Genomic DNA, 24,093 nt, shown 5'->3' with positions numbered 1-24,093 from the left:
CTTGTTGGTCCGTTACTTCGCTGCCGCGCGTGCGGCAGCAGGCGTCGAAGAAGAACTCCACGCCCTCCCGGAAGGCACGAGTCTGGAGGGGCTCCTGGAAGCCGCCCTCGCCGTCGAACGTCCGGCACCTCCGGAAGGTACGCCGACGCTGGCGAGGATAGTGGCACGCAGCAGTTTCCTCCGCAACGAAATGGCCGTCCGTGACCACTCCGTGCCGCTGGGCACGGAAGACGTCATTGACGTGCTTCCGCCTTTCGCCGGAGGCTAAGCTCCCGGTTCAGGGCTCTTCCGGAACACGCTCTTCAACAGTGGGCTGAAACCGCTGTGTCCTTCCAGCCGCAAGTCAGCGGTGTGCACCAGGACGCCGTCTTCAACGCGGAAGGTGTGCCTGGCCACGCCGTCGGCCGTGCGCCTGTCCAGGGTCAGGACTCCCCCGCTCCAGGTTCCCCTCACGGGAGCAGCCGGGCCCTTGCCCATGCTGTCCACGTAGTACCACAGGGTGTCTCCGTGGTCGCGGTCGACCGTGAACATGCCATGCCCTTCAAAATGGGTGCCGTCGGGCTCACGGTGCCTGTAGCTCTGGACCACTGCGTGGCCGCCGGCGGCCTTGGAGAACACCACTTCGGCCTCAGCCGTCCGTGCAGTCCCCCAGGGTGAAGAGGCAATCTCCGTAATGCCCCGCCAATGACCGATGAAATCCCGCAGAATATCCGCGGCATGAGCGGTTGCGGGCAGGTCCATCTCGTCTCCAAAGTCCACGGGGGCAGCATCACCTTGTGTGATCATGCTGCCCTGCCGATGCCGGCTGCGTCCAGAGACTTCGGACCCGGATGGGTCCGCGTCAGAGACCGAAGGTTTCCGATTCCTCGAAGGGGCCAACCACGGTGATGGTGCGGGGAGCCCCGGCCAGTTCGCGGGCAAGGTCGCGGACCTCCTCCACGGTGACTGCCTGGATGCGGGCCAATGTCTCGTCGATGTCCTGGAATTCGCCGGACACCAGCTCTGCCCGGCCCAACCGGGACATCCTGGAGCCTGTATCCTCAAGCGCCAGAACAATCCCGCCGCTGAGCTGGCCCACAGCCTTCCGGAGTTCATCCTCCGTGATGCCATCCTCAGCCAGCTTGTCCAGCTCCACACCCAGCAGTTCCACCACCTGGCGGACCTTGGAGGGCGTGCAACCGGCATACATCCCGAAGTACCCGGCGTCGGCGTAGGCGGCAGTGAACGAGTACGTCGAGTAGACCAAGCCGCGCTTTTCGCGGATCTCCTGGAACAATCGTGAGGACATGCCTCCACCGAGGACGGCGTTGAGAACACTCATGACAAAGCGCCGGTCATCGGTGGCAACGATCGTGGGGCAGCCCATGATGATGTTTGCCTGTTCCACGGGGCGCTTGACCACGTGCAGCCCTGACGTCCCTGTGATGACTGCCCTGCCGGTCCCCCGCCGGTTCACCGGGGCAGAGTCGGAATCAAGCTTCCAGCCGGCGGCGGTGAGGGCGTCGAGGACCAGCCTGCAGACGACGTCGTGGTCCAGTCCCCCTGCAGCGGTGATGACCAGTTCTTCGGGCCGGTAGTAGCGCTGGTAGTGCTCCCACACGGAGTCGCGGGCCACGGCTTTGATGGCTTCGGGCGTTCCGCCGATGGGGCGCGCCAACGGGTGGTCACCCAGGACAGCGGCCACAAACTTCTCATGCGCCACATCCGTCGGGTCATCGCTGTCCATGGCGATTTCCTCGAGGATAACGTCGCGTTCCTGCTCCAGCTCCGCAGGGTCCAGGACCGCTCCGGTGATCATGTCCGCGATGACATCAATGGCCATGGGCAGATCGGTGTCCAGTACCCGGGCAAAGTAGCAGGTGCTTTCCTTTGCCGTTGCAGCATTGGACTCGCCGCCTACTTCATCAAACGCTGAGGCAATTTCCAATGCAGTGCGGCGTTTGGTGCCCTTGAAAAGGAGGTGCTCAAGGAAGTGCGTTGATCCGTGCTGGCCTTCTGCCTCATCACGGGAACCGACTGCCACCCAGAATCCAATAGTGGCCGATCGCTGGCCCGGCATCGCCTCGGTCAGGACGCGGACGCCCCCAGGAAGAACAGAACGCCGGACAACGGAACCGCCCTCGGCACCATGGATCAATTCGCCGCCAGGAAGTGTTTGCTCCAACGGCAAGGGTACGACAGTCATTAAAGCCTTTCAGGTTAAGGCCGGAAGGGCCGGTGGCGCTTTTTCAAGCCCACCGGCCCCGCCGGGTGTACTGCTTACAGACTACTCTGCGGAAGCTTCTGCGGCCTCGGCCGGAGCTTCCTCTGCGCTTGCGCCTTCTTCATCGGCAACAACCGGCGAGAGGGAGAGCTTTCCGCGGTCGTCGATCTTGGTGATCTCGACCTGGACCTTCTGGCCCACGGAAACGACGTCATCCACGTTGTCCACGCGCTTGCCGTTGGCCAGCTTGCGGAGCTCGGAGATGTGCAGCAGGCCGTCCTTGCCCGGGGTAAGGGAAACGAAGGCGCCGAAGGTGGTGGTCTTGACGACCGTACCCAGGTAGCGCTCACCGATTTCCGGTACCTGCGGGTTGGCGATGGCATTGATGGCCGAACGTGCTGCATCTGCAGACGGACCGTTCGTAGCGCCGATGTAGACCGTGCCGTCATCTTCGATGGAGATGTCCGCGCCCGTGTCTTCCTGGATCTGGTTGATCATCTTGCCCTTGGGGCCGATGACCTCGCCGATCTTGTCCACGGGGATCTTCACGGCAATGACGCGCGGTGCGAACTCGGAGAGCTCGTCCGGGGTGTCGATCGCGGCGTTGATGACCTCGAGGATGTGGAGGCGGGCTTCGCGGGCCTGCTTCAGTGCTGCTGCGAGCACGGAGGCGGGGATGCCGTCCAGCTTGGTGTCCAGCTGGATGGCCGTGACGAACTCGGACGTACCGGCGACCTTGAAGTCCATGTCGCCGAAGGCGTCTTCGGCTCCAAGGATGTCGGTCAGGGCTGCGTAGCGGGTCTGGCCGTCGACCTGGTCGGAAACCAGGCCCATGGCGATACCGGCGACGGCTGCCTTCAGCGGAACACCGGCGTTGAGCATGGAAAGCGTCGAAGCGCAGACCGAACCCATGGAGGTTGAACCGTTGGACCCGAGTGCTTCGGATACCTGGCGGATGGCGTACGGGAATTCTTCACGGCTGGGCAGAACCGGAACCAGGGCGCGCTCGGCGAGGGCACCGTGGCCGATTTCGCGGCGCTTGGGGGAACCAACGCGGCCGGTCTCGCCGGTGGAGTACGGCGGGAAGTTGTAGTTGTGCATGTAGCGCTTGCGCGTTACCGGCGACAACGAGTCGATCTGCTGTTCCATCTTGAGCATGTTCAGCGTGGTGACACCCATGATCTGGGTCTCGCCGCGTTCGAAGATGGCAGAGCCGTGAACGCGGGGCAGAACCTCGACCTCGGCGGTCAGCTGGCGGATGTCCGTCAGGCCACGGCCATCGATACGGACCTGGTCCTTGAGGATTCGCTGGCGCACGACGTGCTTGGTGACCGAGCGGAATGCTGCGGACAGTTCCTTCTCACGACCTTCGAAGTCACCGGCAAGGGCGCCAAGGACTTCGTCCTTGAGCTCGTCGGAAGCGTTGTCGCGCTCCTGCTTGTCTGCGATCTGGAAGACGGCAGCCAGCTTGTCAGCGGCAGCGGCTTCAACAGCGGCGTAAACGTCGTCCTGGTAATCAAGGAAGACCGGGAACTCGACCGTGGGCTTGGCAGCGCGGGCTGCCAGGTCGGCCTGTGCTTCGCAGAGTGCCTTGATGAACGGCTTGGCAGCCTCGAGGCCCTCGGAAACGACCTCTTCGGTGGGAGCGGTTGCGCCCTGTTCCTTGATGAGGTTCCAGGAGTTGTCCGTGGCTTCGGCTTCAACCATCATGATGGCGACGTCGTCACCTGCAATGCGGCCGGCGACAACCATGTTGAAGACAGCGTTTTCGAGCTGGGAGTGCTTCGGGAAAGCAACCCACTGCGAACCCTGCTCGTCGGCGATGAGGGCAACGCGGACGCCGCCGATCGGGCCGGAGAACGGGAGGCCGGAAAGCTGGGTGGACATCGAGGACGCGTTGATGGCGACGACGTCGTACAGCTCATCGGGGTTGATCGCCAGGACGGTGACGACGATCTGGACCTCGTTGCGCAGGCCCTTGACGAACGCCGGGCGAAGCGGGCGGTCCATCAGGCGGCAAGCAAGGATGGCTTCCGTGGAGGGGCGGCCTTCGCGGCGGAAGAACGAACCCGGGATGCGGCCGGCAGCGTACATACGCTCTTCGACATCCACGGTCAGCGGGAAGAAGTCGAAACCTTCACGCGGCTGCTTGCCTGCGGTGGTTGCGGAGAGAAGTGCGGTGTCTTCGTCGATGTAGACCATCGAGGCGCCGGCTGCTTGCTTGGCAAGGCGACCTGTTTCAAAGCGAATGACGCGCTTGCCAAAACGGCCGTTGTCGATGATGGCTTCGGAGAACTGGATTTCGGGACCCTCCATAGAGAGTCACCTCCGTTTCTGTTAGCGGAAGTCCACCGCATCAACCCAGGCCTCTTCTTTTTTCCTGGCCTGTACGACACCCGGTCATCGATCGAGATCCACGGGCGCCATCATCACAGATGGCCCTCCCGGGAATCACTACCGAGGACCGCGAATGCGCGATGCGGTTGATTCCTGTTTTTAGTTGTTGGTGAAGAAGGCGGCCCGTCCTGCAGAGGCGCGGGCCGCCCCTAAAGGCAGACTAGCGGCGCAGGCCGAGACGCTCGATGAGCGAACGGTAGCGGGCAATGTCAGTGTTCTTCAGGTAGGAAAGCATGCGCTTACGACGGCCAACCATGGCCAGCAGACCGCGCTGGGTGTGGAAGTCGTGCTTGTGCTCCTTCATGTGCTCAGTCAGATCCTTGATCCGCTGGGTCAGGACTGCAACCTGGACCTCGGGCGAACCGGTGTCGCCTTCAGAGGTTGCGTATTCCTTGATGATGGACTGCTTTACAGCGGCTTCAAGTGCCACGTGAACTCCTAGAGTTGTGCCGTGCTTCCCGATGCAGCGCCTCGCTGACGGGTTGCCTTGCATGCGTTGCCGCACACAAAAACAGGTCCAGCTGCCACGGACTGCGGCCGGATCCACTCATCAGTTTACCGGCAGGTCAGTAGTGTTGTCGAAACACCCTTAGCTGGGGGCGAGCAACTCGCGCGCCTGGGCAACGTCAAGGCACATCTGTTCCACCAGGGCTTCGGGTCCGCGGTAGGCAACCATCCCCCGCAAGCGCCGCGTGAATTCGACCGCCACGGTCTGGCCGTAAAGGTCGAAGTCCTCCACATTTTCCTCCGGGCGGTCGATGACGTGCGCTTCGACCTGACGGCTGACGCCATCAAAGGTGGGGTTGGAACCGACGGAAATGGCGGCAGGCCAACGCGTCCCTGACTGGTCGATCAGCCACCCCGCGTAGATGCCGTCGGCGGGGATGTAGCCGGTTGAATCGGGGGAAAGATTTGCTGTGGGGAATCCGAGATCGCGGCCGCGGGCAGCGCCGTGGACAACTTCCCCGCGCATCCTGTGGGGCCTGCCCAGCACGGCGGCGGCAGTGACCACATCGCCTTCGGACAAGGCCTCCCGTACCCAGGTGGAGGAACAGCGGCGGTCCGCGTCGCCGTCGTGATGCAGCGGAAAACCGCCTGCGCCGTATTCGTTGACCACCTGCACGCCGAAGCCCAGCTGTTCGCCCAATTCCTGCATGGTCACGACGTCACCGACGTTCCCGGCACCGAACCGCAGATCGTGGCCGACAACAACGTGCGCCGCATGGAGTCCGTCGATCAGGACATCACGAACAAATTCGATGGGTGACATCGCAGCAAGGTCCAGGGTGTACTTCATGACCAGGACGGCATCGACACCGGTATCGCCCAGCGCTTCCAGTTTGTCCTGGAGGCCCATGATCAGTTCAGGCGCTGCATCCGGCCGGTGTACCTGTGCAGGATGGGGATCGAAGGTCACGGCGACGGAGGGAATGCTGTACCGCTTTGCGGTGTCCGTCAGTTGCGAGAGGACATGCTGGTGGCCCCGATGTACCCCGTCAAAATTTCCGATGGTGACAACGGTAGGTCCGAAGTCCTTGGGGACCTCGGTGGGATCGTTCCAGATGTGGACCATCAACCTCGCCTTTTACTGCAGATGTTCGTTCCGCCCGACAACCTCCCGGCGCCGGAACATTCTAAGGTTACCCGCATGGGCCGGCGGCTCAGGACGGACGGCGCTTGTTGAGCCAAAGGAGCCCAAGGATCGGCAGCAGCAGGGGCACGAAGCCATATCCCCGGCCAAACAGTGACCATACGGTGTCATGCGGGAAAGCCACAGGATCGAAGAGGCTGATCGCCCCAACCACCAGCACGCCAACGAGTTCCGTGAGCACGGCCGCCAGTGACACCTTGAACCAGGTGCGGCCTGGCTTGGCCAGGGAAACCGTCGCCACGATATAGACGACGGCGGCGAACGCCGAAAGGATGTGCGCCAACGGAGCTTCTGCGAACTTGGTGGCGATCTGGTAGCCGGCGCGGGCTGTGGCAGACAGGGCGAACACCGCGTACACCGCGATCAGCAGTCGCCCCGGACCTGTGTTCCGGGTGTCTTTTTGCTTCGGCTGCTGGCCGGTGGAGTTGGTCTCGGTTCCAGTCACTTTGTGTTCTTCCTTCAAGGTCAGTACCAGATCTGGTTCATGCGGGCACCCATGACAAGTACCGTCACACCTACGGCTGCGAGGACGAAATTGCTCCAGCGGGTTCGTTCAAGGATTGCCCAGTAAACGGCGCCCAGCGGGATGATCAGCGCGGTGATGAGGTAACCCCAGAACTCCCAGGGCTCCCCGGCAATCTGTTCACCCATGGCGACGCGGACGATCGAGCCCACCAGGTACACCAGCAGTACCACTTCGACGGCCAGCACGGAGTAGATCGTGGGATCGTTCGGGGCTTTCTTCATCAAGCCGGCCACCAGGCACATGATGGTGGAGACCAGGCCGACGATCAGGAGTGCGTAAAAATATCCGTCCATGCCTACTGCGCCTGCCCCGCTCCCGAACCTGTTCCCGCGCCTGTTCCCGGGGCAAAGACCAGGACCGGTTTGGCGAAAGTTCCGGTATCGGCCAGCAAAGCGACCAACTCTCCCGACGGCGCGAACGCTGCGGCGGGCTTCTCGGCCGTGGCAGCATCCGGGGTGCCTGCACCCGGGCCGGCAGCAATGCGGCGGCCGAATGAGATCTCCGTGGTTTCGTCGTCGCTCAGTTCCCGGTTGGGCATGAGGGCACGTGCGGCCAGTGACATGTCGAGGACCTCGAGTTCTTCCGCCAGCTCCTCCAGCGTCCTGGCCTGCTCGATCGAGTACGGTCCCACCTGGGTACGACGCAGGGCCGTGAGGTGTCCGCCGACTCCCAGGGCGTTGCCGAGGTCGCGGGCCAAGGCCCTGATGTACGTACCGGAAGAACATTCCACGGTGACGTCGACGTCGACTACCCTGCCGCCGTCGACCCTGGTGACCGCGTGGATGTCGAAGCGGTGGATGGTAACAGGGCGGGCAGCGAGTTTGACCTCTTCCCCCGAGCGGACCCGGGCGTAAGAGCGCTCACCGTTCACTTTGATGGCGCTGACGCTGCTGGGCACCTGCTGGATGGGGCCCGTCAGGGCCGCTACTCCGGCTGCAATGGCGTCGTCGGTGACGGCGGCAGCGCTGCGGGCCTCGGTGACGTCACCCTCGGCGTCATCGGTAATGGTGGTTTCACCGAGCCTGATGGTGGCTGTGTAGGTTTTGGACGTGCCCACGATGTAGGTCAGGAGCCGGGTGGCTTTGTTGATGCCAAGCACCAGCACCCCCGTGGCCATGGGATCGAGCGTCCCGGCATGCCCCACTTTCCGGGTGCCGGCCAGCCGCCGCATCCGGCCAACCACATCATGGCTGGTCCATCCCTGCGGTTTGTCAACGATTACCAGTCCAGAAAGCACGCTTACCAGTATATGGGTGGCTAGGATGGCTCCCATGCCTGAGCTTGCCGCGCACGTCCGCGACGTCCCCGTGAACCAGATCCGTGAAATCACAGAAGCCGCCTGGGCCACCCCCGGAGCGATCGTCCTCAGCATCGGCGAGCCGGGCTTTGCCCTGCCGCGCCACGTCTTGGATGCCGGCATTGCGTGCCTGGACAGGGATGAGACCAACTACACACCCAATGCCGGCTTCCCGGCCCTCCGTGAAGCCTTCGCTGCCCGGTTCCGAGCCCAGCAAGGCGTGAACATCGGCGCGGAACGGGTTTATGTTGTGGATGGCGCCCAGCAGGGACTGCATTTCGCCATGAGCCTCCTCCTCTCCCCCGGCGACGAAATCCTCATCCCCAACCCCGGGTACCCCACGTTTGCCATGACAAGCCGCCTCCTGCATGCCGTCCCGGTGCAGTATCCCCTGTATCCGCACAACGACTTCCAGCCGCACATCGAGGACATCGAAGCGCTGGTTACCCCGCGGACCAGGGTGCTGATGCTGAACTCGCCATCCAATCCGCTTGGCGCCGTCATCAGTGAGGAAACAACCCGCGAACTGGTGGCGTTGGCAGTCAAGCACGATCTCTGGATCATCTCCGATGAATGCTACGAAGCCTTCACCTTCGACGTCCCGCACGTCAGTCCGGCCCGCTTCGACAGCGCCGTTCCCGGGGAAGCCCGGGTCTTCACGTCCCTGACGCTTTCGAAGACGTACGGCTTGACCGGGCTCCGGATCGGGGCGTTGGTCTGCCCGCCGGGTCTGGAGCAGAAGATGAACAACGTCATGGAATCGATCGTGTCGTGCGTTGCGTCGCCGTCGCAGTACGCAGCCCTGGCTGCCTTGACGGGCCCGCAGGACTACGTTGCCACCGCCCGCGATCACTACCGGAGCAACCGCGACGCGGCCTCGGCCGTGCTCGGGTCGAAGAACATTCCGTTCCTTGGCGCGCAGGGCGCCTTCTACTTATGGGCTGACGTTTCGCACGTCAGCGACGGGGATGTCCGAACCTGGGTGCGCAAATTCCTTGCGGACTCCGGAGTGTCGTTCGCCCCCGGGACGGCGTTTGGATCCATCGGCGAGGGATGGATCCGGATTGCGCTCTGCGGCGGCCAGGAAGCACTGCTCGACGGCGTCAATCGCCTTCCAGCCCGGGCCTAGTACCGGCGCGTACTAGTACGAGGTGCGCCGCACGTGGTTCCGCCACGCGTCGAAGGGTTGCTCGGCCGCAAGGAGGACGGTTTGTTCGACGGGGAGAAGTTCGGGCCGTGAGCCGCTGAAATATTCATAGAACACAGCATCGTCAAAACCGGCACGCGCGGCTCCATGCCTGTCAGCGGCGAAGTAGACCCGCCCTATCCTGGCCCAGAGCGTAGCCGACAGGCAGAGCGGACAAGGCTCGCAGCTGGCGTAGAGAACCGACCCTGAAAGATCGAACTTCCCGATCGCTGCTGCGGCCCGGCGGATCGCCACTACTTCCGCATGGGCCGTGGGATCGTGGTCCCTCGTGACACGGTTGACTCCTTCATGGGCCTCCCCGTCCGGGGTGACCACGACGGCGCCGAACGGTCCGCCGCCGTCGGCAACGTTCTGTACGGCCAACTGTATGGCCCGATTCAGGTATTCATCACGCTGGTGAGCACTGTGCGCCGACATGCTCTGATCCTAACGAGTTTGAGTACAGCTCATGCCCCTAAAACGCAGTCTTAGGGGCATGAGATGTACAAAAACTTGAGGTACTAGCGGTTGGCGTCTTCGTCGAGCTCGTTGTCGCCGGAGAGGTCGGTGTTCTCTTCGTCGAAATCGTCCTCGTCGATATCCTCCGGGGCGTCGCCCTTGTACGGGTCTGCTTCGCCGGCGTGCTTGGCGCTGGCAGCCAGTGCGGCTACCTCGGCGTCGCGACGCTTGGCTTCACGCAGCAGTTCCTCGAGGTTCGAGGCGTTGACCGGGATCTGGTCCGCCACGAATTCGAGGGTCGGAGTGAGCCTCACTGTGATATTGCGGCCAACCTCCTGGCGCAGCACACCCTTTGCCTTCTCCAAAGCCCGCGCGGCATCAGCGTGCGCGACTTCATCGCCAAAGACGGTGTAGTAGATGGTGGCGTGCTGAAGGTCGTTGGTGACGCGGGCGTCGGTGACCGTGATGGACTCGACGCGCGGATCCTTGACCCGGCGCCCGAGGGCCTCGGCGACGACCACCTTGATCCGCTGTGCCAGCTTGGCAGCGCGTGCGGGATCAGCCATGACTTCCTCCTGGAAAGTAGAAACGGGGAACGGAACGGGTCCGCCGGGGCTACCCGACGGACCCGTTCCATGCGGAACCTAGACGCGCGGCTTCTCGCGCATTTCGAAGGTCTCGATGATGTCGCCTTCGCTGATGTCATTGAAGGAACCAAGACCGATACCACACTCGAAGTCCGTACGGACTTCAGTGGCGTCATCCTTGAAGCGCTTGAGCGTCTCAACGGTGAGGTTGTCACCGATGATCTTGCCGTCGCGGGTGACACGGGCCTTCGAGTTACGGCGGATGATGCCCGAGCGGACGATCGAACCTGCGATGTTGCCGAACTTGGAAGAACGGAAGACTTCGCGGACCTCGGCAGTACCGAGCTGGACTTCTTCGTACTCCGGCTTGAGCATGCCCTTGAGAGCCATCTCAATGTCATCGATTGCTGCGTAGATGACGGAGTAGAAGCGCATGTCCACGCCTTCACGGTCAGCCAGTTCAGCCACACGCTCGGCGGGCTTGACGTTGAAGCCGATGATGATGGCGTTGTCCACTGTTGCCAGGTTGACGTCGTTCTGCGTGATGGCACCCACACCGCGGTGGATGACACGGAGCTGAACGTCGTCGTCTCCAACGTCGATCTTGAGCAAGGCGTCTTCGAGGGCTTCCACGGCACCGGATACGTCACCCTTGAGGATGAGGTTGAGGGTGTCGATCTTGCCTTCGGCAACGGCCTGGTCGAAGTCTTCCAGGCTGATGCGCTTGCGACGCTTGGCCAGGGCCGCGTTGCGGTCGGCAGCTTCACGCTTCTCAGCGATCTGGCGGGCCGTACGCTCGTCAGGGGTCACCAGGAAGGTGTCACCTGCACGCGGCACGTTGGACAGACCCAGGACCTGGACGGGGCGGGACGGCAGTGCGACATCGAGTGCCTCACCGTTCTCGTCGAACATGGCACGGACACGGCCGTGGGCCGTACCGGCAACGATCGTGTCTCCGACAGCCAAGGTGCCGGACTGGACCAGGACGGTAGCAACAGCACCGCGGCCCTTGTCCAGGTTCGCTTCGATGGCAATGCCTCGAGCGTCCTTGTCCGGGTTGGCACGCAGGTCCAGGGCGGCATCGGCCGTCAGCAGGACTGCGTCGATCAGTTCGTCGATGTTGAGGTTCTGGCGTGCGGAGACCTCAACGAACATGGTGTCGCCACCGTATTCTTCGGGAACCAAGCCGTACTCGGTCAGCTGGCCCTTGACCTTGTCAGGGTTGGCGCCTTCCTTGTCGATCTTGTTCACCGCGACGACGATCGGCACGTTTGCTGCCTGTGCGTGGTTGAGCGCTTCCACCGTCTGCGGCATAACGCCGTCGTCGGCTGCAACAACCAGGATCGCGATGTCGGTGACCTTGGCACCACGGGCACGCATGGCCGTGAAGGCCTCGTGACCGGGGGTGTCAATGAAGGTGATGTCGCGGGCAGTGCCCTCGTGGACGTGGCTGATCTGGTAGGCACCGATGTGCTGGGTGATGCCACCGTGCTCGCCGGCCACAACGTTGGAGTTGCGGATGGCGTCCAACAGACGGGTCTTACCGTGGTCAACGTGACCCATGACCGTGACAACCGGTGCGCGGGGCTCAAGGACGTCGTCGCCTTCGGCGTCGAGTTCGTCCTGGATGTTGATGTCGAACTGGTCCAGAAGCTCACGCTCTTCGTCTTCCGGCGAAACAACCTGGAGCTTGTAGCCAAGTTCGGCGCCAAGCAAGCCAAAGGTGTCCTCGTCGAGGGACTGCGTAGCCGTAGCCATCTCACCAAGGTGGAACAGCACGGTTACCAGCGATGCGGGGTTCGCGTCGATCTTCTCGGCGAAGTCCGTGATGGACGAACCACGACGCAGGCGGATGATGGTCTCACCGTCACCGCGGGGTACTGATACGCCGCCCAGCGACGGAGCACTCATCTGCTCCAGTTCCTGGCGCTTTGCACGCTTCGACTTGCGCTGCTTGCCACGACCGGCGCCGCCCTTGCCGAAGGCACCCTGGGTGCCACCGCGACCGCGGCCACCCTTGCCGAAGCCACCGCCGGCGGGAGCTCCGCCGCCAGTGCCCGAACCTGGAGCGCCACCGGGACGACCCGGTCCGCCACCCGGACGACCAGCGCCACCGGGACGGCCTGCGCCACCCGGAGCCGGACGCTCAGTGCGGTTGGGCATCATGCCCGGAGTCGGACGGTTTCCGCCACCGGGGCCGCCGGCAGGACGCGGAGCGCCCGGACGGGGTGCGCCGGGACGCGGAGCACCCGGACGGGGTCCACCGGTACCTGCTGCGGGACGGGGACCGCCTGCACCGGCTGCGGGACGCGGGCCACCGGGGCGTTCGCCGTCATTGCGGCGTTCACCGCGGGGCATGCCCTGCGACGGTGCGAACGGGTTGTTGCCCGGACGCGGCGGACGATCGCCATCGCCACCACGGCCGCGGGGCATGCCCTGCGACGTGGCAAACGGGTTGTTGCCGGGACGGGGACCGCCCGGACGGGGAGCCTGGCCGCCTTGGCGTGCCGGAGCCGGAGTTTCTGCCTTGGGAGCAGGACGGGCACCGGGCTTTGCCGAAACCGGGGTGGATGCGGCGGGAGCAGCGGGGGCTGCCGGAGCCGCGGGAGCCGGAGCTGCCGGAGCGGGAGCTGCGGGTGCCGGGGCCGGAGCCTTCGGCGCTGCAGGGCCCGGAGCCGGGGCAGCCGGACGGGATGCTGCTGCTGGACGGGTTGCCGCCGGAGCGGCAGCGGGAGCGGCGGACTTTGCAGCACCGGCACCCGGGTAGGCGTCGCGAAGCTTCTTCACGACGGGGGCCTCAATGGTGGAAGAGGCGGAGCGAACGAATTCGCCCAATTCCTGCAGTTTGGTTACTGCATCTTTGGAAGTAATACCGAGCTCTTTGGCGAGCTCATGTACGCGGACCTTGGCCACATTTCTCCTGTCTCGGTCCGCACCGAGCCAGGCACGAACCGTCTACTTCTTACTGCGGGCCTTCGCCGCTTGCGCGATTGAAAGGCCCATTGCAGAGCGCAACAAAGTTGTCATCGTTACGCACTCATCGCTGGGAACTCATCGGGTTTCCATCAGTTTTCTGACCCGCTTTCAGGTTTGGACGGTTTTCCTGCGGCTGCCGGGGCCTCCACAAGTGGCGTACCCGGCATCAGGTAGCGTTCGACGGCGTCCGTTTCGGTAGCGCCCGCAAGGGCCCTTCCGAAAGCGCGACGCTTGATCGCCAATGCCAGGCACTTTTCGTTGGGGTGCAGCCACGCACCCCTGCCGGCCATCCGGCGTCGAACATCGACGAGGACAGCGGATGAACCGCTGCCTTGGGCGACCAGCCGGACAAGCTCGGACCGGGAGCCTTGCTTCCGGCATCCGATGCACGTGCGAACAGGCCCCTGGCCGTGTTCAAGCAGTTCAGCCACGACGTGTCCAACCTGCCTTACGTTACTGGCGCCGGCGGCCCCGGTCCTGCAGATGCAGCTGAGGCACGCCAAAGCGCGCGGATACCGGACGTAAGCCCGGTTCCATCTAGTCTAGCCCCCCGGCCCCTGACTCCTGAAACCAGGAGCGCCGGGAGGGCGGCGCGAAACCGGCGGCCGAAGCCGTCGGTTCTGCCGCTATTCGGATTTCGCCGGGGCTGCGTCCGAAACGATATCGATCCGCCATCCAGTCAGCTTGGCTGCGAGCCGGGCGTTCTGGCCTTCTTTGCCGATCGCCAGCGAAAGCTGGTAGTCCGGCACGACCACGCGGGCCGACCGGGTCGCCTCGTCGGTGATTGTGACCGAATTCACCCGCGACGGCGACAGCGAGTTCGCGATGAACGTTGCCGGGTCCTCGCTGAAGTCCACGATGTCGATCTTCTCGTCGTTCAGCTCAGTCATGACCGCGCGGACGCGGGAGCCCATTTCACCGATGCAGGCCCCCTTGGCGTTGACGCCCGGGATGTTCGCTTTCACTGCGATCTTGGTGCGGTGGCCGGCTTCACGGGCCAGCGCCACGATCTCAACGGAGTGGTCCGCGATCTCCGGAACTTCCATTTCGAAGAGCTTGCGGACCAGGCCGGGATGCGACCGGGAAAGGGTGATGGAGGGACCCTTGGCGCCGCGGTGGACGTCCACGACGAAGGCACGCAGGCGGCTTCCGTGCAGGTACTTTTCACCGGGAACCTGTTCGGGCGGGGGAAGCAGGGCTTCCACGGTTCCGAGGTTGACCTGGATCATGTGGGGGTTGTTGCCCTGCTGGATCATTCCGGCAACGAGCTCACCCTCACGGCCCTTGAATTCGCCCAGCACGTTGTCGTCCTCAACGTCACGGAGGCGCTGCAGGATGATCTGGCGCGCAGTGCTTGCTGCGATGCGTCCAAAGCCGGCCGGGGTGTCTTCGAACTCGCCGATGGGCTCGCCGTCGTCGTCAATCTCGGTGGCCCAGATGGTCACGTGTCCGCTCTTGCGGTCCAGCTCGGCGCGGGCCTTCTCAAAGGCGCCGGGGGTCTTGTGGTACGCCACCAACAAGGCCTGCTCGATGGTCGGAATCAGGAGATCCAGCGGGATTTCACGCTCACGCTCCAGGAGTCTCAGTGCGCTCATGTCAATATCCATTAGGCCTCCTCGGAAGGTCCGTTGTGCTCGTCTTCCAGCGCAGCCTCGTGGAGGTGGCTGAATTCAATCTCGACTTTTCCATGGCGGATCCTGTCGAAAGGAATAGTGATGGGGTCGCCCTGCTTGGGCTTCATGCCCTTCTTGACTTCGTGCTCGGGAATGATCGTCACGTCGTTGTCACCGACGGAGGTGATTCGTCCCAGCAGGTTGTCTCCCTGGATGACGTTGACCCGCACCATTCGGCCACGGGCGCGGTGCCAGTGACGGGGTTCGGTCAGGGGGCGTCCCACTCCCGGCGAGGAAACCTCGAGGTCGTAGGGACGTCCGTCATCATGGGGATCGTTGTCCAGAATATCCGACAGGCCCCGGGAAACCTCCGCAATGGCGTCAAGGCTGACACCGCCGGTTTCTTCCTGGGGAAGGTCCACGACGACGTGGACGGTGCGGTGTTTTCCGGCAACGTGGATGGAAACATCCTCGAGGTAGAGCCTGCTGGCGAGGACAGCCGGTTCGAGCAGCGCCTTGAGCCTGCTCTCTTCCGGGTTGTGGATGGTGGCCGTTGAGTTCGATTCAGAACGGTCTGTTGAAGTCGTGGCTTCCGAGTCACTCACGTTGCCCGCCGCCTCCCGATAGATGTTGTTGTGACTACTAGCCTAACGATTATCCCGGGAACATGGTGCACGGAGTTGCCTGCCCGCGTGACACCATGGTGTGTTGTGAACGGGCAAACAAGCGAAAAACGACGAACACCAGCATGGGGCAGGGTTCTGCTGGTTGCCGTGGTGGCTTTGCTGGTGGCTGGCACCGGGATGGTGCTGATTCCGCGCGATTCCGGGACTCCTCCGCCCGTTTCGTTCTCCGAAGCTGCCCGCACTGATGCCGCGAAAGAGGCCGCGGCTTTGCTCGAAGCAGCCCAAGCCCTCGCGGAAGCCGAGGGGAAGGACGCCAAAAACCCGGGCCTTGGCGGTCTTGTGACATTGCTGACAACCCACGCGCGGGCACTGATGGTTCCGGAAGATGCTACCGGCGCAGCTGCCACCCATCCCACTCTCCAGGCCACACCAGCTACGAAAACCGCATCAGTCGCACCGGCAACACGCGCTTCCCTGGTTGAAGAGCTCGCTCTGAGCGGCCGGAAACGCCTTGCGGCTGCACGGGAAGCCGACGGCGGGATTGCCCGCCTGCTGGCCTCCGTCGGCACCGCCCAACTGCTCCACGCTGAGACACTTGCTGCCCAGTGGCAATTACCGTTGCCCGTGGAGCCGCCGGCGGACAGCAAGACACCGCTTGCTTCGACGGTTCCGGCGGCGACGCCAACCGCGGCATCCTGTCCCTCAGTCAGCCCCACACCGGAGCCCTCGTCGGCAACTACCGATGCTGCGCTTGCTGCGGCAGTCCGTTCACAACAAGAAGCGGTGTACGCCTACCAGGTCGCCCTGAAAAGGCTGGAGAACAGTGCCGGCACCGCTGCGACAAGGGGTTTGGAAGTGCACGTCCTTTTGCTTCGGCAGGCAGAAGCGCTGACCCGTGCCAATTGCGGGGACGTCCCAGCCACAACGGCCGGCTATCAGCTTCCGGAGCTGTTTGCGCAGGATCCCGCCACGGCCCTCGCCGCCTTGGAAACGTCGTCCTTGCCGGGCTTCGGGGACTTGGTGGCCTTGTCCACCGGTGAGACCCGCGGGTGGGCCGTGGACGGCCTTCTGGCGGCGGCCCGCAGGAGCGTCGCCTGGGGTGCCTCCCTTCCCGCACTGCCTGGACTCAAGCTCGACGCCGATACCTTGCCTTCCCTGCCCACTCCAGGCGCTGTTTCCTCCCGCGCCCAGGCATCCACCGGCGGATAAGCGACCGCACGGGCGCGGGGTGGATAGGCGAGCCTAGCCATGCTGGCCAACGTCGTCGCCGGGTGCTTGGCTAGGAACATGGCTTCAACGGAAACTGCCACCACTCATGAGAATGAACCGCACCGGGACGATTTGGCACACCGGCTGAACTGGTTGCGGGCCGGGGTGCTGGGCGCCAATGACGGAATCGTGTCGGTCGCCGCGATCGTGGTGGGCGTGGCGGGTGCCACTACCAACACGGGCAGCATCCTGGCTGCCGGAACAGCGGGTTTGGTGGGTGGTGCAATCTCCATGGCCCTGGGCGAGTACGTTTCCGTCAGCAGCCAGAGCGACACCCAGAAGGCCCTGATCGAGAAGGAACGCCGGGAACTCGCCGAGCAACCCGAAGACGAACTTAACGAGCTCGCCGCGATCTACGAGTCCAAGGGGCTGAGCGCCAAGACGGCCAGGACTGTCGCCGAAGAACTGACCGAGCACGATGCTTTGGCTGCCCACCTGTCCGCCGAGCTGAACATTCACGAAAACGACATCGTGAGCCCCTGGAATGCCGCTTTGGCCTCCGCTGTGGCGTTCACCTTGGGGGCAGTGCTCCCGATGCTGGCAATCCTTCTTCCGCCCGCGGAGATGCGCGTACCGCTGACGTTCGTTGCGGTGCTTGTGGCCTTGGCCATCACAGGAGCAATTGGGGCCTGGATCGGCGGGGCTTCCCGTGTCCGGGCTGCGGTCCGCGTGGTGCTGGGTGGAGCGCTCGCGCTGGCCGCTACGTTCTCCATCGGAACGCTCTTGGGCGCCAGCGGCGTTTTCTAGGGGCCGTCCATTCCCGCAGAGTTAGGCTGTTCGCGTGACCCTTCACGCGATGATTCCTATTCCGGGCGCCCTGCACGCCCGGTATAACCGTGACTCAGCGGGCCGGGACTGGCTGGCCAGCCTGCCGGGTCTCATCTCCGGTGCCCTGGATCGCTGGGAACTCTCTGTGGACCTGGCGCCCGGCGCCGAGCCATGGAACGGCCACGGCGCGTTGGTGGTGCCCGTCCGCCGGCATGGTGCCGCGCCGGCCGCCCTGAAGATTGCCTTCCCGCACGACGAAGCACGGGCAGAACGGCACGCGCTGGCACTCTGGGAAGGGCGTGGGGCCGTCCGGCTCCTGGCTTCCGACGCCGCCAGCTGCTCCATGCTGTTGGAGCGGCTGGACGCGATCCATGGGCTTCAGGACGTGCCGATGGACCAGGCCGTGGACTCGTGGGGCCGCATCGTGCGGGAACTCTCCATACAGCCGGGCGAGGGACGTGAATGGCAGGCCTTCGACCATATCGCCGCGACTGCGGAGCGTTGGAGCGACGAGCTCCCCGCAGAGTGGGAACGCCTCGACCGCCCCTTCCCCCGGTGGCTGCTGGAGGCGGCCCTCGAGGTGTGCCAAACCCGCGGAGCCGTAGGCCGCCGTTCAGGTAAAGACGTGCTGGTCCACACGGATCTGCACTTCATGAACATCCTCGCCACCACCACAGACCAGCAGGCGCGTGGAAGCTACCTCGCCATTGATCCCCAACCTCAGATCGGCGAGGCCGAATTTGCCGTAGCACCGATCCTCTGGAACCGCCTTTCGGACCTTTCGTGGGCAGATCCTGAGGCAGCCCTTCGCGAGCGATGCCATGACTTCAGCCTCGCAGCCGGTCTCGACCCCGGGATTGCGGAGCAGTGGAGCATCGCCCGCGAAGTGGAAAACGCTTTGTCGTACGCAGCCAAACCCGGACACGGCGGTGACCTGGCACGGTCCCTCTGGGTGGCAAGCACCATGGCGGGCCGGACCCTGGACAACCTTCCCCGGGCACACGATCTTCCGGATCCGGGAGAACTCGAAAGCTGAGGAGAACAGCCCGGAGTGTGGGGCCGGACTGCGCCGCGGTTCCTTAGGCGAAGTTCTCGTTCCAGACGTCCGCGCCCAGTTTGACGATCAACGCGGCGACCACCACCAGGAAGACGAGGCGTACGAACTTGCTCCCCCTGGCCACGGCTGTCCTGGCACCCAGATAGCCTCCGGCCATGTTGGCGAGGCCCAGGACCAGGCCTACGCCCCAGAGGAGCGAGCCGTGCGGCAGGAAGAAGATCAGCGCCCCTGCGTTGGTTGCCATATTCACGATCTTCGCCTTGGCGCTCGCTTCAAGGAAGGCGTAGCCCATGGCCGAAACCAGGGCAATGACCAGGAACGAGCCCGTTCCCGGGCCGATCAGGCCGTCATAAAAACCGATGACGCCGCCGATCAGGCAGGCCACGACATAGTGTTTGTGGCCATCGTGGCGCAATGCCGTCAGCTCACCTGCACTGGGACGCATCGCGGTGAAAATTGCGACGGCGACCAGCGCCAGCACGATGATCGGCTTGAAGACGCTTGCCGGCAAGGACGCGGCCAGGATGGCGCCGCCGAAGCTTCCGGCCAAAGCAATCACAGCCATGGGAATCGCGGTCTTGAGGTCCGGACCAACACGGCGGTAGTACGTCACCGCGCTGGTGGTGGTCCCGAAGATGGACCCCATTTTGTTGGTCGCCAGCGCTTGGACAGGGCTGATGCCCGGTACCAGCAGAAGGGCGGGGAGCTGGATCAGTCCCCCGCCACCAACGACTGCATCGATCCAACCGGCTGCGAATCCAGCCACCACGATCAGGATGATGGTGGTGAGCTGGATCGATTCGAAGCCGGAAATCACCGGGAGCGTACGGCGTTGACCACGTAATCCACGGCCTTGTCCACCGGGATGTTCTCGGCGTCACCGCTGCGGCGGTCCTTGATTTCCACGACGCCGTCCACGAGTCCACGGCCAACAGCCAGGATGGTGGGAACGCCTACGAGCTCGGCATCGCCGAACTTCACGCCTGGCGAAACCTTGGGACGGTCGTCGAAGATGACCTCCAGGCCTGCGGCCTCGAGTTCAATGGAGAGCTTCTCGGCAGCATCAAAGATGTCGTCGCCGCGGCCAACGGCCACCACGTGGACGTCTGCCGGAGCAACCGAGCGCGGCCACACGATACCGCGCTCGTCATGGTTGGCTTCAGCCAGGGCCGCCACGGCACGGGTAACACCAACGCCATAGGAACCCATCGTGACCACCACCTGCTTGCCGTTCTGGTCCAGGACCTTCAGGTCGAGGGCTTCGGCATATTTGCGGCCAAGCTGGAAGATGTGGCCCATCTCGATGCCACGAGCGGTTTCCAAGGGTCCCGAGCCATCCGGCGCAGGATCGCCCGCGCGCACTTCGGTGCTTTCGATGACGCCGTCCCAGGTGAAGTCGCGGCCGGCCACCAGGCCGAAGACGTGCTTGCCTTCAGCGTTGGCGCCGGTGACCCAGCGGGTGCCGGAAACCACGCGGGGATCCACGAGGAACAGCACCTTGGAGGACCCCTCAAGACCCAGCACAGGCTGGTCCAGCGACAGGCCAGGGCCGATGTAGCCCTTGACCAGCCATGGGAGTTTCTTGAGGTCCTCTTCGTTGGCGGCCTCGAGGCCGATCTCACCGGCGATCGGCAGGTGGGAACCGATGTTGGCTTCCACGCGCTTGAGGTCCACGGCCCGGTCGCCCGGTACGCCGATGACGACGATCTGGCGCTCACCGGTGGGCAGCGTCACGGCAAGGACCACGTTCTTGAGGGTATCGGCGGCAGTCCATGCGCCGCCGTCGGCCTCGCTGCGCGGAGCCAGCTGGTTGGCTGCCGCGACCAGGGTATCGATGGTCGGCGTGTTCGGCGTATCAAGGACTTCGGCTGCCGGAGCGTTCGTGAAGTCGATGTCCGCCGGAACAACCGTGGTGACGGCTTCCACGTTGGCGTAGTAACCACCGGCCGAGCGAACGAAGGTGTCCTCGCCGATCTCGGTGGGGAACAGGAATTCCTCGCTCTTGGAACCACCCATGGCACCGGCGGTGGCGGCAACCGGAATGACTTCCAGGCCCAGGCGCTCGAAGATCTTCAGGTACGCGGCACGGTGGGCGGCGTAACTGGCGTCCAAACCGGCGTCGTCAACGTCAAAGGAGTAGGAATCCTTCATGATGAATTCCCGGCCGCGGAGGAGCCCGGCGCGGGGACGTGCTTCATCACGGTACTTGTTCTGGATCTGGTACAGGCTCAGCGGCAGGTCCTTGTACGAGGAGTACAGGTCCTTCACCAGCAGTGTGAACATTTCTTCGTGCGTGGGGGCAAGGAGGTAGTCGGCGCCCTTACGGTCCTGGAGACGGAACAGGCCTTCGCCGTACTCGGTCCAGCGGTTGGTGGCCTCGTAGGGTTCGCGCGGGAGCAACGCCGGGAAGTGGACTTCCTGGGCTCCGATGGCGGACATTTCCTGGCGGATGATTTCCTCAACCTTGCGCAGGACGCTCAGGCCCAGCGGGAGCCAAGTGTAGATCCCGGGAGCCGCACGGCGGATATAGCCGGCGCGGACCAGAAGCTTGTGACTGGCGACCTCGGCGTCGACGGGATCTTCACGCAGGGTGCGCAGGAATAACTGGGAAAGGCGAAGGACCACGGGTACGTATCCGTTTCTTTGGCAGATGTGGCAAAACAACTGCGTACTAATCTACCGGCTGACGGCCTCGCGCCTTGAACGGACGGCCTTAGGAGCCTCATTGCCCCGCACACGGAAGAGCCACGCCGTCGCGAGCGGAAGCCCCTGGCCGCTGTGGGCTGGTCATCCTGCGATGGCGTGGCTCAACGGCCGGCCGGCCGCGGGCTTAGCCGTGGACTACTTGGTCTTGCCCTCCAGGGCGACGAGTACGCCTGCGACTGCGAAGAACTTATTGCTGCCGAGCTCGCGGATGGTGTCGATACCCAGGGAATCCTTCAAGGCCTTTGCCGTGGCATCCGTAACACCTGCCAACGCGGCCGGAGATGCATCCAGAATTTCCTTCAGGGTCTTGTCCTCGTACGCCTTGTCAAGTGCCTTGGAAAGATCAACGCCAACTGCCATTGTCACGATTCCCCTCAATAATCACCCGCGCCCCAACGACACGGTTAGGGATGAACCTATGTGATTGACGACACGTTTTCAAGGATTTTTGTACTTTCGATGGAGAAGAAAGTCCTTGACCACTCATCGGCGGCAGTTCTACCGTTATTTCATCACTTGATGAATTTTCGGATGCTCGTGAGGCCATCATGTCGCGCACTCCCCAACCTGCCGCTCCCTCCGCTGCTGCCGTTGCCATCGCAGCAACGGATCTCCATGTTTCCTTGGGCCGCAACAGAGTCCTCCGCGGCCTCGATTTCACAGTAGCGCCGGGGCAGGTAGCAGGACTGCTTGGCCCCTCGGGAAGCGGCAAGACCACGCTCATGCGCGCCATCGTCGGAGTCCAGCGGATCACCCGCGGATCCATCACCGTGCTGGGACAGGCCGCAGGCAGCGCCCCCCTCAGGCACGACGTCGGATATGTCACCCAGGGCGCCAGCGTCTATGGAGACCTCAGCGTCGAAGCGAACGTCCGCTATTTTGGCGCCATGCACAGCGCGACGGCGGCAGACGCCGCCGAGGCGATTGCCGCCGTCGGGCTTCGGGATCTTGCCCGGCAAAAGGCGGCCGATCTTTCAGGTGGACAGTTCAGCCGGGTGTCGTTGGCCTGCGCACTGGTGGCCCACCCGAGAGTCCTCGTCCTGGACGAGCCCACGGTGGGGCTGGATCCCGTCCTTCGGGCCGAACTGTGGGAGCGGTTCGCCGCCATGGCCGCAGCCGGAACAACCCTGCTGGTCTCCAGCCACGTCATGGAGGAAGCGTCCCATTGCTCCACCTTGCTGTTGCTCAGGCAAGGACTTCTGCTCGCCCAGCTCACGCCGGCCGAACTTGCCGAACGCGGCCAGAGCGTGGACCTCGAGCGGGCGTTCCTGACCATCATCCGGGCTGCGGACCGTGGCCGGCACGAAAACCAGGTGGCATCATGAACCTCCGGATGACGCTGGCTACGACCGCCCGGGTCCTGGGCCAGCTGCGTCACGACCACCGAAGCGTGGCAATGATCCTCGTTGTTCCCGCCCTCCTGCTGACGGCCGTCTACTTCCTCTATGAGAACGAAACCCTGCCGCCCGGGGTACCGCGCACGTTCGACCGTGTGGGCCTGATGATGCTGGCGATCTTTCCCTTCGTTGTGATGTTCCTGGTGACGTCCATCACCATGCTGCGGGAACGCACGTCCGGGACCTTGGAGCGGTTACTCACCACTCCTATCCACAAAGCCGATCTGTTGTTCGGATACGCCTTGGCCTTCTCCATCATGGCGGCCCTGCAGTCCCTGGTGGCCACAGCGGTGGCGTACTGGATCTTTGACTTGGATATCAAGGGAAGCCCTGGCCTGGTGGTGCTGATCGCCGTCATCAACGCGGTATTGGGTGTCGCCCTGGGCCTGTTGTGTTCGGCGTTCGCGCGGACGGAGTTCCAAGCCGTGCAGTTTATGCCGGTAGTGGTTGTTCCGCAGATCCTGCTGTGCGGACTCTTTGTTGCGCGGGAGCACATGAATGAGGTCCTGGACGGCATCTCGGGCGTCCTGCCGCTGACTTTCTCGGTGGACGCCCTGAAGGAGATCGCAGGCAATTCCGAGGCGACGTCGGCGATGTGGCAGGACGCCTCGGTGATGGCTGCGATCGTGGTAGGCGTATTGGTCCTGGCGTCGCTGACCCTGCGGCGACAAACGCGATGAGCCTCCCGCAGCTACGACGCGGCCGACGCAGTCAGGAAGATCACTCCAGGGAAGCCATACTGGCTGCCGCCCGGGGGCTTTTCGCGGAGCAGGGGTTCGATGGAACAAGCCTGCGCCAGGTAGCCCGCGAATCCGGCGTGGATCCGGCCATGGTGCACCACTTCTTCAAGGGCAAAGACGAGCTGTTCGCAGCAAGTGTCGAATTGCCGGCAGACCCCGCGGCGGTCCTGTCCGACGTCGAAAACGCTGACCCCCAGGTGAGGGCTGAAGTCATTGTCCGCACCGTCCTGGAGCTCTGGGAAGGCCCGGCACAGCACGCCATGGTGGCCTTCGCCCGTGGAACCATCGGCTCCAAGGCCAAGACGGCGCTCATGAAGGAAGTGGTCAGCAGGGCGGTCCTGCCACGGATCATGGGGGGCTTGCCGGGCTCCGCCGCCGAAGTGCGGCTGCGCGGAAACCTGGTGGCTACCCAAGTGGTGGGCCTCATGCTGGCGCGATACGTGATCCGGCTACAGCCGCTGGCGTCCGCCCCACGCGAGGAAGTGGTCCGCTTGGTTGCCCCGAACATCCAGCACTACCTCACAGGCAACCTGGACTCCCCCGAGTAGCTGGCAGTTGTGGGGGGTGGGGGGGGGGGGGGGGGGCCCCCCCGCGGGGGGGGGGGGGGGGGGGGGGTTGGGGGGGGGGGGGGGGGG

General features: G+C 64.0%; 25 protein-coding genes. 8 read left to right on the top strand and 17 right to left on the bottom strand.

The window, feature by feature from the left end; translation table 11 throughout:
* Position 1 precedes the first annotated feature (1 nt).
* Positions 2-268: a MoaD/ThiS family protein gene (locus PV760_RS15085; protein ID WP_354628161.1), complete on the top strand. Its 267-nt coding sequence runs from the start codon at positions 2-4 to the stop codon at positions 266-268.
* Here PV760_RS15085 and PV760_RS15080 read toward each other — a convergent pair.
* The 8 genes from PV760_RS15080 to truB all read right to left on the bottom strand — a co-directional run bounded on the left by PV760_RS15080 (position 265) and on the right by truB (position 8,014).
* Positions 265-741 carry a DUF1579 family protein gene (locus PV760_RS15080; protein ID WP_354628176.1) on the bottom strand — a complete coding sequence of 159 codons (477 nt, stop codon included), beginning with the start codon at positions 739-741 and terminating at the stop codon, positions 265-267. The two genes, PV760_RS15085 and PV760_RS15080, sit on opposite strands and share 4 nt — an antisense overlap.
* Before the next feature lie 100 nt (positions 742-841).
* Positions 842-2,185, bottom strand: a complete 1,344-nt coding sequence (locus PV760_RS15075; RefSeq protein WP_354628160.1) for a M16 family metallopeptidase — start codon at positions 2,183-2,185, stop codon at positions 842-844.
* 81 nt (positions 2,186-2,266) lie between these two features.
* On the bottom strand, positions 2,267-4,519 hold the full coding sequence (locus PV760_RS15070; RefSeq protein ID WP_018779051.1) for a polyribonucleotide nucleotidyltransferase: 2,253 nt from the start codon (positions 4,517-4,519) through the stop codon (positions 2,267-2,269).
* 241 nt (positions 4,520-4,760) lie between these two features.
* Complete coding sequence (gene rpsO / locus PV760_RS15065) at positions 4,761-5,030, bottom strand: 30S ribosomal protein S15 (protein WP_039240590.1); 270 nt, start codon at positions 5,028-5,030, stop codon at positions 4,761-4,763.
* A 159-nt stretch (positions 5,031-5,189) separates the two neighbouring features.
* The gene (locus PV760_RS15060; protein ID WP_018779049.1) at positions 5,190-6,173 is read right to left on the bottom strand and encodes a bifunctional riboflavin kinase/FAD synthetase; all 984 of its coding nucleotides are present in this window, start codon (positions 6,171-6,173) and stop codon (positions 5,190-5,192) included.
* Between the two features lie 88 nt (positions 6,174-6,261).
* Positions 6,262-6,696: a hypothetical protein gene (locus tag PV760_RS15055; RefSeq protein ID WP_018779048.1), complete on the bottom strand. Its 435-nt coding sequence runs from the start codon at positions 6,694-6,696 to the stop codon at positions 6,262-6,264.
* Between the two features lie 20 nt (positions 6,697-6,716).
* Positions 6,717-7,070 (bottom strand): hypothetical protein, encoded by a 354-nt coding sequence (locus PV760_RS15050; RefSeq protein ID WP_018779047.1) that lies wholly within the window; start codon positions 7,068-7,070, stop codon positions 6,717-6,719.
* 2 nt (positions 7,071-7,072) lie between these two features.
* Positions 7,073-8,014, bottom strand: a complete 942-nt coding sequence (gene truB, locus PV760_RS15045; protein WP_354628159.1) for a tRNA pseudouridine(55) synthase TruB — start codon at positions 8,012-8,014, stop codon at positions 7,073-7,075.
* Positions 8,015-8,048: 34 nt separating this feature from the next.
* Here truB and PV760_RS15040 point away from each other — a divergent pair, with 34 nt between their 5' ends.
* Positions 8,049-9,203 (top strand): pyridoxal phosphate-dependent aminotransferase, encoded by a 1,155-nt coding sequence (locus tag PV760_RS15040; protein WP_197493616.1) that lies wholly within the window; start codon positions 8,049-8,051, stop codon positions 9,201-9,203.
* A gap of 12 nt (positions 9,204-9,215) precedes the next feature.
* On the opposite strand, the gene PV760_RS15035 is transcribed toward PV760_RS15040, so the two are convergent.
* From PV760_RS15035 to rimP, 6 genes are all read right to left on the bottom strand, one after another.
* On the bottom strand, positions 9,216-9,698 hold the full coding sequence (locus PV760_RS15035; RefSeq protein WP_055977933.1) for a nucleoside deaminase: 483 nt from the start codon (positions 9,696-9,698) through the stop codon (positions 9,216-9,218).
* An 83-nt stretch (positions 9,699-9,781) separates the two neighbouring features.
* The gene (gene rbfA, locus PV760_RS15030; protein ID WP_018779043.1) at positions 9,782-10,285 is read right to left on the bottom strand and encodes a 30S ribosome-binding factor RbfA; all 504 of its coding nucleotides are present in this window, start codon (positions 10,283-10,285) and stop codon (positions 9,782-9,784) included.
* Between the two features lie 78 nt (positions 10,286-10,363).
* On the bottom strand, positions 10,364-13,219 hold the full coding sequence (gene infB, locus PV760_RS15025) for a translation initiation factor IF-2 (protein WP_018779042.1): 2,856 nt from the start codon (positions 13,217-13,219) through the stop codon (positions 10,364-10,366).
* 152 nt (positions 13,220-13,371) lie between these two features.
* A complete protein-coding gene (locus tag PV760_RS15020; protein ID WP_039240583.1) occupies positions 13,372-13,713 on the bottom strand; it encodes a YlxR family protein in 342 nt (113 codons plus the stop codon).
* Between the two features lie 195 nt (positions 13,714-13,908).
* Positions 13,909-14,889: a transcription termination factor NusA gene (nusA, locus tag PV760_RS15015; protein ID WP_018779040.1), complete on the bottom strand. Its 981-nt coding sequence runs from the start codon at positions 14,887-14,889 to the stop codon at positions 13,909-13,911.
* A complete protein-coding gene (rimP, locus tag PV760_RS15010) occupies positions 14,889-15,500 on the bottom strand; it encodes a ribosome maturation factor RimP (protein WP_018779039.1) in 612 nt (203 codons plus the stop codon). Before rimP ends, nusA begins: the two co-directional genes overlap by 1 nt.
* Positions 15,501-15,605: 105 nt before the next feature.
* Here rimP and PV760_RS15005 point away from each other — a divergent pair, with 105 nt between their 5' ends.
* The 3 genes from PV760_RS15005 to PV760_RS14995 all read left to right on the top strand — a co-directional run bounded on the left by PV760_RS15005 (position 15,606) and on the right by PV760_RS14995 (position 18,594).
* On the top strand, positions 15,606-16,730 hold the full coding sequence (locus tag PV760_RS15005) for a DUF4439 domain-containing protein (protein WP_354628158.1): 1,125 nt from the start codon (positions 15,606-15,608) through the stop codon (positions 16,728-16,730).
* A 78-nt stretch (positions 16,731-16,808) separates the two neighbouring features.
* Positions 16,809-17,537, top strand: coding sequence for a VIT1/CCC1 transporter family protein (locus PV760_RS15000; RefSeq protein ID WP_354628157.1), 729 nt, complete (start codon positions 16,809-16,811; stop codon positions 17,535-17,537).
* Positions 17,538-17,586: 49 nt separating this feature from the next.
* Positions 17,587-18,594, top strand: coding sequence for an aminoglycoside phosphotransferase family protein (locus PV760_RS14995; protein WP_502921447.1), 1,008 nt, complete (start codon positions 17,587-17,589; stop codon positions 18,592-18,594).
* Positions 18,595-18,637: 43 nt separating this feature from the next.
* Here the strand turns inward: PV760_RS14995 and PV760_RS14990 are convergent, their stop codons facing one another.
* The 3 genes from PV760_RS14990 to PV760_RS14980 all read right to left on the bottom strand — a co-directional run bounded on the left by PV760_RS14990 (position 18,638) and on the right by PV760_RS14980 (position 21,681).
* On the bottom strand, positions 18,638-19,432 hold the full coding sequence (locus PV760_RS14990) for a sulfite exporter TauE/SafE family protein (RefSeq protein ID WP_018779035.1): 795 nt from the start codon (positions 19,430-19,432) through the stop codon (positions 18,638-18,640).
* Positions 19,429-21,240 carry a proline--tRNA ligase gene (locus PV760_RS14985; protein WP_354628155.1) on the bottom strand — a complete coding sequence of 604 codons (1,812 nt, stop codon included), beginning with the start codon at positions 21,238-21,240 and terminating at the stop codon, positions 19,429-19,431. The genes PV760_RS14990 and PV760_RS14985 overlap by 4 nt, the downstream gene beginning before the upstream one ends.
* A gap of 216 nt (positions 21,241-21,456) precedes the next feature.
* Positions 21,457-21,681: a hypothetical protein gene (locus PV760_RS14980; RefSeq protein ID WP_018779033.1), complete on the bottom strand. Its 225-nt coding sequence runs from the start codon at positions 21,679-21,681 to the stop codon at positions 21,457-21,459.
* Between the two features lie 188 nt (positions 21,682-21,869).
* On the opposite strand from PV760_RS14980, the gene PV760_RS14975 reads away from it, so the two are divergent.
* The 3 genes from PV760_RS14975 to PV760_RS14965 are packed head-to-tail and all read left to right on the top strand — an operon-like array spanning position 21,870 to position 24,006.
* Entirely contained in the window at positions 21,870-22,646 is a 777-nt protein-coding gene (locus PV760_RS14975; RefSeq protein ID WP_055977953.1) for an ABC transporter ATP-binding protein, read from the top strand.
* 8 nt (positions 22,647-22,654) lie between these two features.
* On the top strand, positions 22,655-23,398 hold the full coding sequence (locus PV760_RS14970; RefSeq protein ID WP_055977956.1) for an ABC transporter permease: 744 nt from the start codon (positions 22,655-22,657) through the stop codon (positions 23,396-23,398).
* Complete coding sequence (locus PV760_RS14965) at positions 23,395-24,006, top strand: TetR/AcrR family transcriptional regulator (RefSeq protein ID WP_039240581.1); 612 nt, start codon at positions 23,395-23,397, stop codon at positions 24,004-24,006. Before PV760_RS14970 ends, PV760_RS14965 begins: the two co-directional genes overlap by 4 nt.
* Positions 24,007-24,093: the final 87 nt, after the last annotated feature.

The organism is Paenarthrobacter sp. CC6, from assembly GCF_040560085.1.
Classification (GTDB): Bacteria; Actinomycetota; Actinomycetes; order Actinomycetales; family Micrococcaceae; genus Arthrobacter; species Arthrobacter nicotinovorans.
This window is presented reverse-complemented; position numbering and strand designations above follow the sequence as displayed.

Bases quoted from the DNA above. Each gene is read 5' to 3' on its own strand.
- PV760_RS15050 (WP_018779047.1), bottom strand. From the start codon at position 7,070: ATGGACGGATATTTTTACGCACTCCTGATCGTCGGCCTGGTCTCCACC.
- nusA (WP_018779040.1), bottom strand. From the start codon at position 14,889: ATGGATATTGACATGAGCGCACTGAGACTCCTGGAGCGTGAGCGTGAA.
- PV760_RS14995 (WP_502921447.1), top strand. From the start codon at position 17,587: ATGATTCCTATTCCGGGCGCCCTGCACGCCCGGTATAACCGTGACTCA.
- PV760_RS15080 (WP_354628176.1), bottom strand. From the start codon at position 741: ATGGACCTGCCCGCAACCGCTCATGCCGCGGATATTCTGCGGGATTTC.
- PV760_RS14975 (WP_055977953.1), top strand. From the start codon at position 21,870: ATGTCGCGCACTCCCCAACCTGCCGCTCCCTCCGCTGCTGCCGTTGCC.
- PV760_RS14965 (WP_039240581.1), top strand. From the start codon at position 23,395: ATGAGCCTCCCGCAGCTACGACGCGGCCGACGCAGTCAGGAAGATCAC.
- PV760_RS15000 (WP_354628157.1), top strand. From the start codon at position 16,809: ATGGCTTCAACGGAAACTGCCACCACTCATGAGAATGAACCGCACCGG.
- PV760_RS15060 (WP_018779049.1), bottom strand. From the start codon at position 6,173: ATGGTCCACATCTGGAACGATCCCACCGAGGTCCCCAAGGACTTCGGA.
- PV760_RS15075 (WP_354628160.1), bottom strand. From the start codon at position 2,185: ATGACTGTCGTACCCTTGCCGTTGGAGCAAACACTTCCTGGCGGCGAA.
- PV760_RS14970 (WP_055977956.1), top strand. From the start codon at position 22,655: ATGACGCTGGCTACGACCGCCCGGGTCCTGGGCCAGCTGCGTCACGAC.
- rbfA (WP_018779043.1), bottom strand. From the start codon at position 10,285: ATGGCTGATCCCGCACGCGCTGCCAAGCTGGCACAGCGGATCAAGGTG.
- PV760_RS14980 (WP_018779033.1), bottom strand. From the start codon at position 21,681: ATGGCAGTTGGCGTTGATCTTTCCAAGGCACTTGACAAGGCGTACGAG.
- PV760_RS15035 (WP_055977933.1), bottom strand. From the start codon at position 9,698: ATGTCGGCGCACAGTGCTCACCAGCGTGATGAATACCTGAATCGGGCC.
- PV760_RS15070 (WP_018779051.1), bottom strand. From the start codon at position 4,519: ATGGAGGGTCCCGAAATCCAGTTCTCCGAAGCCATCATCGACAACGGC.
- PV760_RS15040 (WP_197493616.1), top strand. From the start codon at position 8,049: ATGCCTGAGCTTGCCGCGCACGTCCGCGACGTCCCCGTGAACCAGATC.